Annotated in this window: 14 protein-coding genes and 1 riboswitch; of the genes, 5 read left to right on the top strand and 9 right to left on the bottom strand. The window is 57.9% G+C overall.

Going from position 1 to position 15,622, the window contains the following annotated elements:
- Positions 1 to 127 precede the first annotated feature (127 nt).
- Entirely contained in the window at positions 128 to 364 is a 237-nt protein-coding gene (locus BM477_RS06585) for a DUF3107 domain-containing protein (RefSeq protein WP_075361869.1), read from the top strand.
- Positions 365 to 442: 78 nt separating this feature from the next.
- On the opposite strand, the gene BM477_RS06590 is transcribed toward BM477_RS06585, so the two are convergent.
- Positions 443 to 1,099 (bottom strand): ferritin-like fold-containing protein, encoded by a 657-nt coding sequence (locus tag BM477_RS06590; RefSeq protein WP_075361870.1) that lies wholly within the window; start codon positions 1,097 to 1,099, stop codon positions 443 to 445.
- 241 nt (positions 1,100 to 1,340) lie between these two features.
- Between BM477_RS06590 and BM477_RS06595 the strand changes: the two genes are divergently transcribed.
- Positions 1,341 to 2,975 (top strand): DEAD/DEAH box helicase, encoded by a 1,635-nt coding sequence (locus BM477_RS06595; RefSeq protein ID WP_075361871.1) that lies wholly within the window; start codon positions 1,341 to 1,343, stop codon positions 2,973 to 2,975.
- 6 nt (positions 2,976 to 2,981) lie between these two features.
- Here BM477_RS06595 and BM477_RS06600 read toward each other — a convergent pair whose 3' ends face one another.
- From BM477_RS06600 to BM477_RS06630, 7 genes are all read right to left on the bottom strand, one after another.
- On the bottom strand, positions 2,982 to 4,121 hold the full coding sequence (locus BM477_RS06600; RefSeq protein ID WP_075361872.1) for an ABC transporter ATP-binding protein: 1,140 nt from the start codon (positions 4,119 to 4,121) through the stop codon (positions 2,982 to 2,984).
- Positions 4,121 to 5,845, bottom strand: a complete 1,725-nt coding sequence (locus BM477_RS06605) for an ABC transporter permease (RefSeq protein ID WP_084543778.1) — start codon at positions 5,843 to 5,845, stop codon at positions 4,121 to 4,123. Before BM477_RS06605 ends, BM477_RS06600 begins: the two co-directional genes overlap by 1 nt.
- An 11-nt stretch (positions 5,846 to 5,856) precedes the next feature.
- Positions 5,857 to 6,939: a thiamine ABC transporter substrate-binding protein gene (locus BM477_RS06610; protein WP_075361873.1), complete on the bottom strand. Its 1,083-nt coding sequence runs from the start codon at positions 6,937 to 6,939 to the stop codon at positions 5,857 to 5,859.
- 36 nt (positions 6,940 to 6,975) lie between these two features.
- Positions 6,976 to 7,081: riboswitch (TPP riboswitch) on the bottom strand.
- Between the two features lie 44 nt (positions 7,082 to 7,125).
- A complete protein-coding gene (locus BM477_RS06615) occupies positions 7,126 to 7,932 on the bottom strand; it encodes an ABC transporter ATP-binding protein (RefSeq protein WP_084543779.1) in 807 nt (268 codons plus the stop codon).
- Complete coding sequence (locus BM477_RS06620) at positions 7,932 to 8,696, bottom strand: ABC transporter permease (protein ID WP_075361874.1); 765 nt, start codon at positions 8,694 to 8,696, stop codon at positions 7,932 to 7,934. The genes BM477_RS06615 and BM477_RS06620 overlap by 1 nt, the downstream gene beginning before the upstream one ends.
- A 35-nt stretch (positions 8,697 to 8,731) precedes the next feature.
- Positions 8,732 to 9,802, bottom strand: a complete 1,071-nt coding sequence (locus BM477_RS06625; protein ID WP_158024391.1) for an ABC transporter substrate-binding protein — start codon at positions 9,800 to 9,802, stop codon at positions 8,732 to 8,734.
- A 97-nt stretch (positions 9,803 to 9,899) separates the two neighbouring features.
- Positions 9,900 to 10,805, bottom strand: coding sequence for a PHP domain-containing protein (locus BM477_RS06630; protein WP_075361875.1), 906 nt, complete (start codon positions 10,803 to 10,805; stop codon positions 9,900 to 9,902).
- Between the two features lie 130 nt (positions 10,806 to 10,935).
- On the opposite strand from BM477_RS06630, the gene BM477_RS06635 reads away from it, so the two are divergent.
- Entirely contained in the window at positions 10,936 to 12,501 is a 1,566-nt protein-coding gene (locus BM477_RS06635) for an aminopeptidase P family protein (RefSeq protein WP_075361876.1), read from the top strand.
- 3 nt (positions 12,502 to 12,504) lie between these two features.
- On the opposite strand, the gene BM477_RS06640 is transcribed toward BM477_RS06635, so the two are convergent.
- A complete protein-coding gene (locus BM477_RS06640; RefSeq protein ID WP_075361877.1) occupies positions 12,505 to 13,509 on the bottom strand; it encodes a YflT domain-containing protein in 1,005 nt (334 codons plus the stop codon).
- 208 nt (positions 13,510 to 13,717) lie between these two features.
- Between BM477_RS06640 and BM477_RS06645 the strand changes: the two genes are divergently transcribed.
- Both BM477_RS06645 and BM477_RS06650 read left to right on the top strand, forming a co-directional pair.
- Entirely contained in the window at positions 13,718 to 15,022 is a 1,305-nt protein-coding gene (locus BM477_RS06645; protein WP_075361878.1) for a magnesium transporter MgtE N-terminal domain-containing protein, read from the top strand.
- Positions 15,015 to 15,620 (top strand): DUF1003 domain-containing protein, encoded by a 606-nt coding sequence (locus BM477_RS06650; RefSeq protein ID WP_075361879.1) that lies wholly within the window; start codon positions 15,015 to 15,017, stop codon positions 15,618 to 15,620. Before BM477_RS06645 ends, BM477_RS06650 begins: the two co-directional genes overlap by 8 nt.
- Positions 15,621 to 15,622: the final 2 nt, after the last annotated feature.

Here is a 15,622-nt window from a genome sequence, read left to right on the forward strand (position 1 = left end):
TCGACAATGCGAAAGCCGAAAATCACTTCCCCGAAGGCGAACAAGTTAGCCTCCCACCACCCGCAACCTCGCTTCGGCACGTAGACTCTACTTCTAAGAGGACAGTGTCCAAACTGGAAGGATAAGCATGAATATCAATATTGGCGTTCGCGGGGTAGCCCGTGAAATCGCGCTCACCAACCTAGAGCTAAGCAAAGAAGAACTCTACGCCAAGGTTGCTGAAGCGACCACTCATGGCACCCCCTTGGAGCTGACCGACAGCAAGGGCCGTGTCGTCATGGTCCCCGGCAAGTCGATTGGTTTCGTGGAGATTGCCGATGAGCAAAAACGTCCAGTCGGTTTCGGACTAATCGCCGGAGAGTAGCACTCCCCCAAACATAAAAGTGGGGCGACCGGAGGATTCCTTCCTCACGGTCGCCCCACTTTCTGACGTCTAGTTGGTTTAACCGGCCAAACCGGCTGCCTCCATCCGGTCCTCATGCTTTCCGCCGAGGGCGTGCATCACCTCAATCAGTTTAGTTGTGCCACGCACCCCCAGCTCCAGACGCAGCGTCAAACCTTCCCGGGTGAGGCCGAGGGTTTCACCGAAAACTCGCCGCCCCCACAGGGATAAACGGGCGGTTTCAGCTTCGTCATTTTCCACATGCGCCAGTAGTAGCGGACGGGCAAAGTCAGCGTAACCGTAGTCAGTCATCGCGGGAGCGCATTCCAGCAGATCAGTGCCGGCACCCACCTCGGCGGCCAAGTCAGCGAACAGACCAATGGTGATATATGACTTAACTAGGCGCTCCCACCAGTCGCGGGGCCGCAAACGAGATTCCAGGTCATTCACATTGCCGTAGAACGCAGCCACCAAGCCGGGCAGTTCCTCATCATGTTTTTGCGCCCACCGATGAAGATTATCGATGGCTTCACAGGCCTGGCTCATCATCCCGGCCAGCTGGAGGGATTGATGCACGGAAGGACACATCGTTGAGTCTTTACCCATGCGACCTACAGCAGCTAAAGAGGCGTAAGCTACAAAGCCCGCCTGTGCTGGAGTGGCCTCAACCAGAGGTTTATCTTCTTGATTGGTGAACAATTTATCGTCTTTACTCATGACAGCTCCCTTGTCGCCTATAACTCATATCTTACCGCTAATGGAAGAAACACGATAGAATAGGAATGTCCATGGCTGCCCGGTCGTTAACCGGTAACTACCATTTGTGAGTTTTATTCGCTGCCCGCGCGGGATTTTCTGCGCCGAGGCGGCTTAGATATTGCGCGATCGGCTGCCGACACATGCCGTTCGCCGCACCCTTGTGTGGCCATTTAACTGCGGCTTTACAACAAGGCAGATAATGACTGAAAAAAATGAAGAAAACGAAACCGCAACCGTTTCTGGTGTGGTTAATCTTGAGGATGTCTCCGGCCCGGCCCCTGAAGTTCAGGTGGCAGCCGATATTACTGATGAAGACGGGTCAACTGTTGATTTGGATCAGAAATCCTTCCTCGACTTCGGGGTGGATGAGCGCATCGCGAAGGCCCTTACTGAAGAGGGCATCACCTACCCCTTCCCCATCCAGGCTTTGACCCTACCGGTCGCTTTGGGACGCCACGACATTATTGGTCAGGCGAAAACCGGTACCGGTAAAACTTTGGGCTTCGGCATTCCCGCACTCATGTCGGTGCTCGGTCCGAAGGATGAAGGCTTTGACAAGATCCTTACCGCCGGCGCTCCGCAGGCTTTGATTATTGTTCCCACCCGTGAGCTGTGCAAGCAGGTGGCGCAAGATTTGAAGGTTGCGTCCAAGTACCTGTCGGCTCGGGTTCTGGAAATCTATGGCGGCGTCGGTTTTGACGCGCAGATTGATCAGCTAGAAAAGGGCGTGGAGATTGTTGTCGGCACGCCCGGCCGTCTCCTTGATTTGATGAAGCGAAAGAATCTGGTGCTGTCGGGGGTCAAGACCGTGATCTTGGATGAGGCTGATGAGATGCTGGATCTGGGCTTCTTGCCGGATGTGGAGACTTTGCTCTCTCGCACTCCGGCGAACCGTCACACGATGCTGTTCTCTGCGACGATGCCGGGCGCTATCGTCGCTATGGCGCGTCGCTACATGACCCGCCCGACCCATATTCGTGCCCAAGATCCCACTGATCAAGGCGCCACTGTGAAGTCGATTAAGCAGGTTGTTTACCGCGCTCACAATCTGAATAAGCCGGAAGTCGTGACCCGCATTTTGCAGGCTGAGGGCCGCGGCAAAACCATTATTTTCGCCCGCACGAAGCGCACTTGTGCGCGCCTGTGTGAGGAGCTGGTTTCCCGCAACTTTGCGGCCGGCGCCTTGCATGGCGATCTGGGTCAGGGCGCACGCGAGCAGGCGATGCGAGCTTTCCGTAACGGCAAGATTGATGTGCTAGTGGCAACCGATGTGGCTGCCCGTGGCCTCGACATTGATGACGTCACGCACGTAATCAACTACCAGTGCCCGGAAGATGAAAAGATCTATTTGCACCGCATTGGCCGCACTGGTCGCGCGGGCGCTTCGGGTACCGCAGTTACTTTCGTGGACTGGGATGATGTGCCGCGTTGGTCTTTGATTGATCGTGCTTTGGGTTTGGGTAAGCCAGAGCCAGTGGAGACATACCACACCAGTGAGCATCTCTACAATGATTTGAACATTCCGCGTGATGCGAAGGACCGGATTGCGCGCTCGAAGCGTACCGCTGAGGGTTTAGACGCTGAAGAGTACGTGGATTTGGGTGGTTCTAGTTCAGGTCGCGGTACGGGACACGGTAAGAATCATGGCCGAGGGGGTCGCTCCGGTGGCCACCAAGGGGGACGCGGTTCCAGTCACGGTGAGGGCCGAGGCCGAGGGCGCCGCCGCAGTGACAACGGTGACAGCTCTGGTGAGCGTCGTGCTTCTGGTCGCGCTCCCGGTGAGCGTCGTCCGCGTCGCCGTCGCAGTCGTAGTGGCGAAAGCGCAGCCGAGTAGCCTCAACTATTTGATTGCGACGATTCTGTCTTCGCGAATCTGTACTTTTAGCAGCTGACCAGGCTGCGGCTTAGGCTGGCTCATCGGGGCGGTAAAACTGACCTGATGGGCCAGCATTTTTGCGTCCACATCCCATACTCCTCGTCCGGCTTTGGCGGCTGTGACCATAACCTCGATGGTTGCGGCGGGCTTTCCTGCGGGCTCTGTTCCGGCGGGCTGAGTTGCGGAATCTGCCAAGCCGGCAGCTTGACTGCGAAAATGCGGGTCCGCTAGTTCCACTGCAGCTGGCTCTAGCGCAATCCAGCGGCCACCGTTGCGGTCCAAGAGTTCTTGTAGAGGTTTGGCCGCCTCTAGTTGCGTGATTTCTGTCCTGTCCAGGAAGGGGCCGTAGCCTAAGAATTCGGCTACCGTCCGGTCGGCTGGTTGGAGCCACAGCTGCGCAGGGGATGCTAGCTGCACGATTTTACCTTGATTCATCATGGCGATCTGGTCGGCGAGGGCGAAGGCTTCATCTTGATCATGTGTCACATAGACGCCGGTTGTCCCGGTCGTTTGCATGATTTCCCCGATCACAGAGACCATGCGTTCGCGCAGTCCTCGGTCTAAAGCGGACAGCGGCTCATCAAATAGCAGGCAGCGCGGGTTGGGGGCAAGTGATCTGGCGAGGGCGGCCCGCTGGGCTTGTCCACCGGAGAGCGTCGCAATGTCACGGTCAGCCATTGAGCTTAAACCCACTAGATCAATTAGCTCGGCAACTCTTTCTTGCTGCTGCTGTTTGCTCCAGCCTAGTCCGTGTAGCCCGTAGGCAATATTGCCGGCTACGGTGCGGGAGGGAAAGAGCTGCCCGTCTTGGAACATCATCCCGAATCCGCGTCGGTGCGTGGGCGTGCGGGAGAGGTCTTCCCCGCCGAAGCTGACGGTCCCTGATACTGCCGGTTCCAGTCCGGCGATAGCCCGCAGCAGTGAGGATTTACCGCATCCTGATGGTCCCAGTAGCGCCAGCATGTGGCCTGGCGCAACGGTGAAGCTCACCTGGTTTACCGCGGTGAGAGAGCCGTACTTAACGGTCAGGTCGCGAACTTCCAGTCCCAGGTCTTCCGGTCCCATATTCTCCCCGTCGGGGCGCAGCTTGCTGTTTATTTCCATTAGAATCCTCCCAGGCTTTGCGGGCGTAGCTTCTCCACTGCCACCATGATGGCGGCGGCGCTCACGCACAGCAGCATACAAGCTGCCATCGCCATGCCTTGTTCGGTGGCGCCGGGGCGTGAAACCAGTTGATAAATCACGATTGGCAGGGTGGGGCTTTGCGGCCTAATCAAGAACGATGTGGCCCCGAATTCGCCCATGCACACCGCCATGGCGAAGCCGGCTGCCACTAGGGCTGCCCGCAAAATCATGGGTCCGTCCACTGTCACGAGGACTCGCAGCGGGGAAGCCCCTAACGTTGCGGCGGCCTGCCGGAGGCGATCATTGATTCCCCGAATCGTCGGCGCGGTAACCCGCACCACCAGCGGTATCGCGACGATGGCTTGCGCTAGCGGCACCATCAGGTCGCTTTGCCCTAGGTTGAGGGGTGGGGCGTCAAGGGTGACGAGGAAGCCAAAGCCGACAGTGACCGCAGAAACCCCCAGCGGCAACATAAATAGTGCGTCATAGGTGCTCTGCAGGGTACGAACTTTCGGACTCCTGACGGGACGTGAAGCTATCACGACCACAATCAGACCCACCAGCACAGCAATCAAGGCAGCTACCGCCCCGGTTTTCAAAGTCAGCCAGAGGGATTCCAAAACGGAGGTTTGTAAAACTTTAGCGGCTTGCGGGTCAGCCATATCCGTGTAGTTCGCTAGGGTCCACTCTCCCCCTCGGCGCAGAGATCTAATCACCACGTTCACTAGCGGCAAGGCGATAACTACCAGCACAATCAGGATGCTGGCTATGGTAACGGGAGCGTCACTGGCGCGCAGGGGCCTATCCACCACGGTCGCGTTGAACCGCAGGGAGGTTTCAGCTTTGCGGCTGGAGCGGAAAGCCAGCAGCAGGGCGAGGGCCACAATCAGGATTTGCACAATGGAGAGGACGGCTGCGCCACGCAGGTTCAGGTATTGCGTCGTCTCATAGTAGATTTCAGTCTCAATGGTGGATACCCCAATCCCGCCCAGTACCATCACCAGAGAGTACGCGGTGGAGCAGTACAGGAATACCAGTGAGGCCGCGGAGAGGATTGCGGGACGCAGAGCTGGGAGCGTCACCGTCCGGAAGGTTCGACTGGGGGTGGCGCCGAGGGTGCGGGCGGCCTGCTCTAGCCGCGGATCGAGGCGGGCCCACAGTGATCCTACAGAGCGGGCAATGAGCGCCGTATTGAAGAAGATCATGGCGATAATAATGGCCGTCTCAGTGTGCTCCAAGTGGAGGAACTCCAGCCAGCCGCCGCGAGTAAAGAGGGTCTGGTATCCGGCGGCTACCGCCACGGTCGGGAGCACGAAAGGCACTGCGATGAGGCCGCGGGCGATGGTACGGCCCGGGAAGCGTAGTTTGTAGAGGACGAAAGCGAGCGGCAGCCCACAGATGACGGAGCCGACCGTCCCGGCGAGAGCCATCCAGATGGTTCGCCAAATCACTGACCAGGTGTGGGATTGAGTCAGCAGCGTCTGGAAGGCGGATAAATCCAGTTCACCCTCGGCAAATAGCCCCATCCCGATGAGAGTGAAGGACGGCCAGAGGAAAAACAGCCCCAAGAAAACGAGGGTTCCAGCCACCAGGAATGCCACCAAAGTGACTGCCAGCAGGCCGGATGCGGGGCGCTTAAACAGAGCCGCCCCGACCTGATCCTTTGCGGATGAGGCCGGGGACGGGAGCTGCTCAGTTTGCATGATTAGCTAAATCAGCCACCGAAAATGGTTTTGAAGTCCTTAATCCAGGTGGCGCGGTTGTTTTCAACCTGCTCTGAATCCATAGGCTTAGTGTCGTTCGGTAGCGGCGCGAACTTCTTCATGGCGTCGGGCACAGCGGCGGCCGGGTCAATCGGGTACATGTACATATTGTTCGGAATGTCTTCTTGAACGCCCTTCGACTGGAGCCATTCGATGACTTTCTTGGCGCCTTCGGGGTTCTTCGCATTGGTGAGGACACCCGCGTATTCAACCTGCGGGTAGCAGGTGTTGAGGACGGAGGCGGTGGCAGCTTCAGTGCCGGCTTCGTTCACAGAGTACGAGGGGGAGGAAGCGTAGGAAACCACGATCGGGTAGGTGCCTTTGCCTTCGCCGGCCGTAAATTCGGTCTGGTAGGCTTCGGTCCAGCCGGAAACGATTTTCACGTCATTGGCTTTGAGCTGAGTCCAGTAGTCTTTCCAGCCGTCCCCGAACTTCTGCACGGTGCCGGTCAGGAAGGCTAGGCCGGTGGTGGATTCACCCGGGTCGATAGCGACCAGCAGGCCCTTGTATTCAGGTTTGGCGAGGTCTTCGAAGGTGTTCGGAGGGGTCAGTCCCTTGTCTTTGAAGTACTTGATGTCGTAGTTTAGGCAGACGTCACCGCGGTCGATCGGCACGGCGCCGGGGACCTTCGGGTCAGCGAACTGTTCGGCGCCAGCGACGGGCTTCAATCCGCTGTCTTCCACCAGTCCGGCGGAGGCGACGGCACCCATCACGTTGGTGTCGATACCGTAGACGGCGTCACCGATGGGGCTGTTCTTTTTCAAGGTCAGCTGGGAAACCATTTTGGCGCCCGAATCTGCGGCCACTGTTTTCAAGGTGATGCCGGTGTCGGTTTTGAGCTGGGCGATGAGTTTCTCATCGACTTTGAAGGAATCATGGGTTACCAGGGTGACGACGCTGCTGTCGCTCATACTGGTTTCTGTGGTTTCAGCTGATTTGCTGGCCTCTTTCACCGGTTCGGTGCTGGCGCAGGCGGCCAGGGTGAGGCTGGCGACCATGACGGTCGCGATTGTCGCTGCACGGCGAATGGACATTTTGTATCTCCCTTGTCTTTGCGGATAAGGGGGTACGTCTGTATGTGGTTGACTCCCTGCGTCGGTACTAACCGAATCAGGTTCGAGGGTCTGCGCGTTTGCGCACTCTCAGCTTCCTTTGGACGCTCCCCTGTCGTGCGACATAAGTCTATCGTCCTAGATGGGGTTTTACCAATGCGGGTTCCCCTAGTTTGGTGTGTTCTGTGCCGCTTCACTGAGGGCTGCGCGAACCTGGCTGCGTAGTTGCACGAACTGTTGGTTGGCGGCGCTCACCGTGTTTTTTGCGGCCAGGTTCACGCTGCTGGTGTCGATTTGCGCTCGGATTCCACCGGGGGCGCGTCCCATCACTAGGACTTGGTCTGCTAGGAGGACAGCTTCATCCACATCGTGGGTAACCATGACGAGGGTGAGTCCTTGCTCATCTACCACGCCGGTGAGCCATTGTTGGAGATCTTCGCGGGTCAGTGCATCAAGTGCCCCGAACGGCTCATCTAAAGCAAGGACGGGCCTGCGCGTCAGCATGGTTCGGAGGAAGGCAACGCGGGAGCGCATTCCGCCGGATAGTTCTGCCGGCCAGGCGGTAGCAACCTGATCGAGGTGGAACTGTCGGAGTAGCTCCAGTGCTTGCTGGCGGCGCACTTCGCGGCTGACACCCGCAATTTTGGCTGGGAGAGCCACATTGTCCTGCACTGTCAGCCAGTCGAAGAGGGCGTCTCTTTGCGGCATTAAGGCTACCTGCCCGGCGAAGGAATCGACGCTTTCGCCGGAGATTTTCAGCTGCCCAGAATCTGGGGCGAGCAGACCTGAGATTAAAGCCAGCAGGGTGGATTTACCGCAGCCGGATGGGCCAATTAGCGCTATCTTATGCCCGGGTTCAATGGTCAGGTTAATGTCTTTAAGCACCGGCACAGCTTGGCGGCTGCTCTTAGTGAGCCATCCCCCTCGGCCCACCGGGTAGGTGTAGTTGATGTGGCTGAGTTGCAGTTGCGGCATTATCCCACCTGCGCTTCCGGCCAGCGCACTAGGCTGCGTTCCAGCACGGCAATCAGGGCGAAGAGGATCAGGGTGCAAACCGCCAGAGTGAAGGCGGTCGCGAATACTAGGTCGGTCCGGTAGTTGGCTCTGGCGGAGTTCAAGTACACTCCCAGTCCCGCACTGGCACCCACGTATTCACTCATCGCGGCGGTCCCGAAAGCGTAGGTCGCGGAGATCTTGATTCCGGACAAGATGGTGGGGATTGCGCCGCGTAAGCGCACCTGCCAGAGCGCCCAGCTGGGGGAGGCGCCGAGGGTGCGCACCATGGTGACATACTCATCTGGAACTGAGCTCATCCCCCGCACGCAGGCGGCCACCACCGGGAAGGACGCATAGACGGAAACCAGCAGGATTTTACCGGGCGGTGTGAACCCCATCCACAGCATGATTAGGGGTGCGACCGCGATAATTGGGATGGTCTGTGCAGCGACCAGAAGCGGGTAGATGCTGGCTCTCATTACGGCGGAGGCATACACCCAAACACCCACGATCACGCCTAGCCCACAGCCGATCAGCATTCCGAAGAATACTTCTAGGCTGGTGGCCCAGGTGGCGGCCAGTAGTAGTTCCCGATCTTTCCAGGCGGAAGCCAAAATGGCCGAGGGCGCGGGCAGAGTACGGGCCGTAATCTGGCTGAGTAGAACAACTAACTCCCAGAGGATAAACAGGGTCAGGACAGTCAGCGTAGCTGAAACTAGCTGACGCCGTTTGCGTGGCCGCATCCGGTCCCCTCCCCTAGGTTGTGTTGCGGTGCCGGCTACTTGAGGTAGCGGTTAGTCACCATGTCGTTGGCGGATAGCGCCGCGGTGACCGGAGCGCCAGTGGCGTCATGCAGTAGTTCTTTTTTCTGCAGGTAGTTAATGTAGTCCTGCCAGGCGCGCAGGTCGGCGTGCCCGGTCACGCCTTCATGGTCTTTCCAGTAGGCGGCAGATAGTGAAATCTGGGTTTTCTTCACCAGTTCCGGATCAAGGTGCGCATCAGGGTTGGCTTCCAGTAGGATCTGAGCGGCTTCTTCAGGATGGTTCAACGCGAAATCGTAGCCCTTCTGGGTGGCTTGCGTGAAGGCTTCAGTGGCTTTGGGATGTTTTTCAATGAAGTTATTGGAAAGTACGATACCGATATCTGCCGGGTTTGCCGGCACGTCGTAGTTATCGAAGGCAAAAGTCTTATATGGGGTACCGTTGAGTTTGGCGCGCTCCCCCTCGACAGTCACGAAACCGGTAGTGAAGTCGACGCGCCCCTCATTCAGTGCGGTGTAGGCGTCCGGGCCCGCCAAGTTCACGGTCTTGAAATCACCCTTGCCGCCGTCGTTCTTAATCATGTCTTGAACTTGAGCGCGAATGGTGGCTGAGCCCCAGTCGGCGTAGGTGAGGCCATCCAGGTCGCGGGGGCGGGTCACCTCAGCTTTGTCTGCTTTCAGCAAGATTCCGTAGGAGGGTTTTTGCTGCGTGTTGTGCACCATGGTGACACCAATCTGGTTGATGGCAGCGTTGATTACTGCCTCTGCGTTCGTGTCTCCCGCGTCGGCTGCGCCCGCGGCAATCACTTCGGTGGGACGCTGACCTGAGTACGGCAAGACTTCCAGATCGATTCCGGCGTCCTTGTACCATCCCATTTTTTGGGCGACAAAAATACCGGTCTGGTTATTGTTCGCGGTCCAAGACATTGTGAAACGCACCTTCGTGGCGGCTTCTTCCGGGGTCGAGGATGAGGCGGTGGCGGCCGGTTCCGCTGTGGGGGTAACGCCGCCGGTTCCATTGATGGAGCAGCCTGCAATCGCCAAGACAGCGAGAAGTGAAATGATTGAACCTGTCAGACGTGAAGACATGCTGTGCTCCTTGAATCCCATATCGAACATTTTTATGACACCAACTATACCCCGGCGCCGGGACGATTCCAGGGGTGCGTAAGGTATCTAGTTTAAGCTAAACCCAGTCTCTTTGCTCAGCCCAATACACTCCTGTAGCGCAGTGTTCCAAGATGGTCTGTAAAACCTCTGGTTGGGTCAGGTTTTCTCCCAGTCGGTTAGGTTTGCCGTCGCCATGAAAATCGGAGGATCCGGTCACGAATAGGCCGAACCTTTCAGCTAGTCCAGCAACCTTCTGCCGTTCCGCTAGACCATGATCACGGTGGTCTCTTTCCAGCCCCATCAGGCCCGCTTCCACCGCCAGCGCGATTTCCTCATCGGTCAAAGTGAAATCGCGGGTGACGCTGAAAGGGTGGGCAATGACGGGAACGCCGCCACTGTCCCGGACCGCGGAAATAGCTTCCGGGGTGGAGGGCGCCCAATACGGCACATAATATTTGGAATCCCCCGCTAGGGGGCCGTTGAAAGCGGCGGTGCGATCAGGGAATTCTCCAGTCTGCACCAGGGCATCCGCTAAGTGCGGCCGGCCTACGGTGGTGCCATCCCCTTGGGTTTGCGCAAGGACTTGCTCCCAGGTGATTTCGTAGTCTTTAGCCAGCCCATCAACCATGTCTTGAGCCCGGGTAATCCGCGACCTTCTAGCTTTTGCCAGCATCTGATCGAGCACCCCTCCGGGCTCATATCCGTAGGCCAGAAGATGCACAGAGTTTCCGTTCAGATTGGTGGATACCTCAGTGCCGCACAGCAGATTCATGGGCACATCCTCGGCGGCCGCTAAGGCTTCCTCCCAACTGGAATGCGTGTCATGGTCGGTGAGTGCCACCCAGTTCAATCCGGCTTCGGCGGCCTGGCGGATCAGCTCCGTAGGGGTATCGGTGCCATCTGAAACGGAGGAATGAGTGTGCAGGTCAATCCGGGCGTCTGGGGCTACCCGTAGCCCTGCACTTAAAGTCGGATTAGTCATGACTTCCTCCCATTAAACTGGCTCTTTCCCGTAGTGTACCGATTTTTCGCCACTTTCGGGTGCTTGCCTGCTTTCAGCTGGCAGCCTGCTTCAGCTGACAAATCTAAGTTTCGGTAGCAGAATAGCTAACATGAGCACAGAGAATAATAATCCCCCCAAAAATGTTAGTGAATCTGAGGCTGAGGCCCAACGCGCCTACGCCTCCGCAAATGAGAACCGGGCGGCCAGCCCCTTCACGCCGGCGTTCCGTGAGTTTATTGGCAGCCATTGGGGTCCGCGCCCGCCAGTATCTGAGGAGCGTTCCGGGGCGGTTGATTATCTGCCTGCCCGCCATCAGGCGATTGGCGCCCTATTCCCGGGTGAGCGTCTGGTGATTCCCGCGGGCCAGTACAAGACCCGCAGCAATGACACTGACTATCGTTTCCGCGCCCACTCTGCTTTCGCGCATCTGTCCGGTCTGGGCGGCGAAATGGAACCAGATTGGGTGCTGGTGTTGGAGCCTCTCCCACAAGGCCATGAGGGCCCTGAATCTCACCGGGCTATCTTGTACTTCCAGCCGCGGGCGTCTCGTTCTTCGGAGCAGTTCTACGCTGATTCCACCTATGGGGAGTTCTGGGTGGGGGCACGCCCCTCTTTGGAGGAGATGGAGTACTTCACCGGCCTGACTTGCGCCCCGATTGATTCACTGGCGGATGCCTTGGCGAAGGATGCGGGTGCCACCAGTTTGCGCGTAGTGGAGGCGGCTGACGCTTCCGTTACCGCCCTCGTCAATGAGGTCCGGCAGCAGGCTGGTCTGCCTCACGGTGAGGACGCCAAAGCCATTGACGCGGAGCTGGAGCGTGCCCTTTCGGAGCTGCGCCTCACTAAAGACGAGTATGAGGTTGCGCAGCTACAGCGGGCCGTGGATGTCACTAAGGCTGGTTTCGAGGAAGTAATCCGTAACCTCCCCCGCGCGATGAAGCATCATCGCGGTGAGCGCGTGGTCGAGGGTGCCTTCATGTCGGTCGCCCGTGAGGAAGGCAACGGCGTGGGCTATGAAACTATTTCTGCTTCAGGTAATCACGCGAATACGCTGCACTGGATTGATAACCACGGCAGCATTCAGCCGGGGGATCTCTTGCTTTTGGATGCGGGCTGTGAGCTGGACAGCCTGTACACTGCGGACATCACCCGCACCCTGCCGGTGAGTGGTAAGTTCACTGACGCGCAGCGGGAAATCTACGACACCGTGCTGCGCGCCTGTGAGGCCGCTTTGGAGGCTGCGAACCGTCCTGGGGCGCGCTTCCGCGACCTGCATAATGCCGCAGTTGAGGTGCTGGCCCACCAGATGGAAGAGTGGGGTATTTTGCCGGTGAGCGCGGAAGAATCTTTGAGCTTGACCGGTCAGCAGCATCGTCGTTGGATGCCGCACGGCACCAGTCACCACTTGGGCTTGGATGTCCACGATTGCGCTCAGGCACGCCGCGAAATGTATGTGGATGCGCTAATTGAGCCGGGCATGTGTTTCACCATTGAGCCGGCCTTGTACTTCCGTGAGGACGACCTGGTTGCCCCGGAGCGCTTCCGTGGCATGGGCGTGCGCATTGAGGATGACTGCATTGTCCGTGAAGATGGCCGGGTGGAGCGCCTCTCTGAAAGCATCCCCCGCACCGCCGACGCGGTTGAGCAGTGGATCACTGAAATTCAGGGCCGCTAAAACCTAGTTTTCGTAAGGAGAATGCCACCTCATTTGGGGTGGCATTTCTTCTTCCCCATTTTGAGTCTCTACTTCACCGGGACCGGCTTCTGCGCCAACCCCGGGAGCGGTTTCTTCCGTCGCGTGGCTTTGCTCTTCCTGCAGGTGCAGCACCCGCCGGGAGGGAATCGGCACGCCTTTCGGACTGGTCCGCGTCGAGATAGCCTCATAGTTGGGTCGCTCCGTAGCGACGGGTGAGGTTTCCTCCAGCCTTACCGGCGTCTGCGTTACCGGCTCTGCTCCGCTTTCAGCCGCTACCTGGGCTGTTCCGCTTTCGGGCACTGTCGGGGCCGCTGGCGCCTTCTGCTCTGCTACCGGTTCCGGGGCTGATGTTTCTGCCTGCGCTGGCGTGTCTGCGGAGACGCCCTCGGCCTCGGCGTTGAAAGCCTGCTTTTGCGCTTCAGTGAGGCGAACCCCGTAACGTGGGGGCCGTTTCGAGGGGTCATCACCGCCCGCGCGGGGACGCGAGATTTCCCGACGAAGCAGGTTCCCGGGGCTGTTCTCCAAGGTTTTACGCGCCAACTCGGCGTTCTCTGCGGCGATCACCTCATAGCTGGCTGCGACCACGTGAGAGTGCGACAGGTAGTCGCGTTTGTCGCGGCGCATGAAATAGCTGAGTATCCCGAAAAGGATGCCACCGACCAGGCCGAGGGCGGAGGCGAGGGAGAGCGTCACCGCGAAACTTGCGGTGGTCACTCCGGAACCGACCACGCCAGCAATCAGACCAACCATGAAACCTAGCCAGAGGCCTTGAGCGGCGCCCGCCAGCAGGACTTTCCCGAAGGTGATTCGCCCCATGACGTGTTCCACTAGTTTCAGATCCACACCCACAATGGCGACGTGCTGGACCGGAAATTCAGCTTCGGAAAGCTGGTCGACTGCGGCCTGGGCCTGCTCATATTTTTCGTAGCGGGCCACGGCGGTGCCGCTGGGGAGGGTGGCTCCCCCGGTTTTTATCGAGTTACTCATTGTCATAGCTACGATTCTTACAGTTTTTCTGCTTTCTTGCGCGAAAATGCGCTTTTTCGGGCGGCAAATTCGCAATTGGCGAGGGATTCAGATTCTCTCCCCCACCGGAAAGGCGTTAGAATGTTAGACAGGGCTTTATGCGTTTTAGCTGAGGTGGGGAATTATCCCGCCACTAATGAAACCTGACTAGAAGAAAGCGGGGACGTGAATGGCCAATCAAAGACAACCACGGAAGAACCGCACTAAACGTATTTTTGCTGCCCGACTGGCCGGCACCACAGTTTTTGACCCGATCGGTGACGCGGTTGGCAGGGTGGCTGATATCGTCATTTTGTTGAGTTTCCGTAATGCTCCGCGCGCAGTGGGACTGGTCGTTGAGGTGGGTAACCGGCGGCGCGTATTCTTGCCGTTCAGCCGGATTACCTCCATTGAGGCGGGCGCTGTCATTATGACGGGCCGCCTAGATATTCGTCGTTTTAAGCAGCGCACTGCGGAGACTTTAGCGATTGCGGATTTGCTTGACCGGCTGGTTGATTTCAAGGACGGTTCTGGTCTGGGCCGGATCGGTGATATTGCGTTGGAGCAGTCCCCGCACCGGGATTGGATGGTTTCGGAGTATTTCGTGGAGCGGGTTCGCCCTTCCACTTTGGGCTACCGTCGCACCGGCGAATCCCTCCTCGTGGGTTTCGATCAGGTTAGCGGGACCGCCACTTCGGGGCTCCCCCAGGATGCTTCCACTTTGCTGGCGACTTTGGAGAACTTAAAGCCCGCCGACTTGGCTGACTCTTTGCATGATTTGACTGAGCAGCGGATGATTGAGGTCGCTAAGCAGCTTCCTGATGAGCGTCTCGCTGACGTCTTGGAGGAGCTTTCTGATGATGACCGCCTCACCATTGTGAGCGCTTTGGAGGACTCCCGCGCGGCAGATGTTTTGGATGAGATGCAGCCTGATGACGCCGCCGACTTGGTGGCTGAGTTGCCGCAAGATCGCGCCACCCAGCTGCTGCAGTTGATGGAGCCCGAGGAAGCCGAGGACGTGCGGCGTCTAATGGCTTATGAGGAGCATACCGCCGGTGGTTTGATGACTACTGAGCCAATCATTTTGCCTCCTGACGCTTCGGTGGCGTCTTTACTGGCGAATGTGCGGCGTGAGGACATTCCAACGACTTTGGCGGCGATCGTTTTCGTGACGCGGCCACCGTTGGAGACGCCGACCGGTAAGTATCTGGGTGTGGTCCATATTCAGCGGGCTTTGCGTGAGCCTCCGCAGACCCTGATTGGGCGAATCTTAGACACCGATATTGAGGGTATTTCCCCGGATACTTCGATTGGTACGATTACCCGTCTGATGGCTACCTATAATCTGACTGCGGTGCCGGTGATTGATGATGCGGGCATGCTGTTGGGCGCGGTTTCAGTTGATGACGTGCTAGATAATTTGATGCCTGATGACTGGCGTGACGCCGATGAGGATGTCACCGATGAGACAGTGACAAGGAGCGCTCATGGCTAATCCGATTGATGCTCCTTTGACCCGTCGGCGTTGGTGGCAAAAGTTCAAAGCGAACCATTCTTTCTCTGAGTCTTTCGGCAAGTTTTCAGAGAATTTTGCGAAGTTCATGGGCACGCCCCGGTTCTTGCTCTATATGACGGCTTTCGTGGTGATCTGGATTGCCATCAACTTGATTGGTATTTACGGTTACCGTTTTGATGAGTACCCGTTCATTTTGTTGAATCTGATGTTTTCCACGCAGGCTTCTTATGCGGCTCCTTTGATTTTGTTGGCGCAGAACCGGCAGGATGATCGCGACCGCGTAACGGCGGAGCAAGATCGTCAGCGGGCGGAGCGTAATCTGGCGGATACGGAGTATTTGACGCGGGAGATTGCTTCTTTGCGTTTAGCTATGCGTGATGTTGCGACCCGCGATTTTGTTCGTTCTGAGCTACGCGATATGCTGGATGACTTGATTGAAGAAATTCGCGCTGAGAATCAGAATTCGGACGCTGAGCAGCTTTCTGCTGCCGCGGAGGATTCCAGTTCAACGGGGGCGGATGATTTAAGTGAGCCGGCCCCTGTCGTTACCGACCATACTGCACGTAAAGGTGATTGAGA

This window comes from Boudabousia marimammalium (genome assembly GCF_001936115.1).
Taxonomy (GTDB): Bacteria; Actinomycetota; Actinomycetes; order Actinomycetales; family Actinomycetaceae; genus Boudabousia; species Boudabousia marimammalium.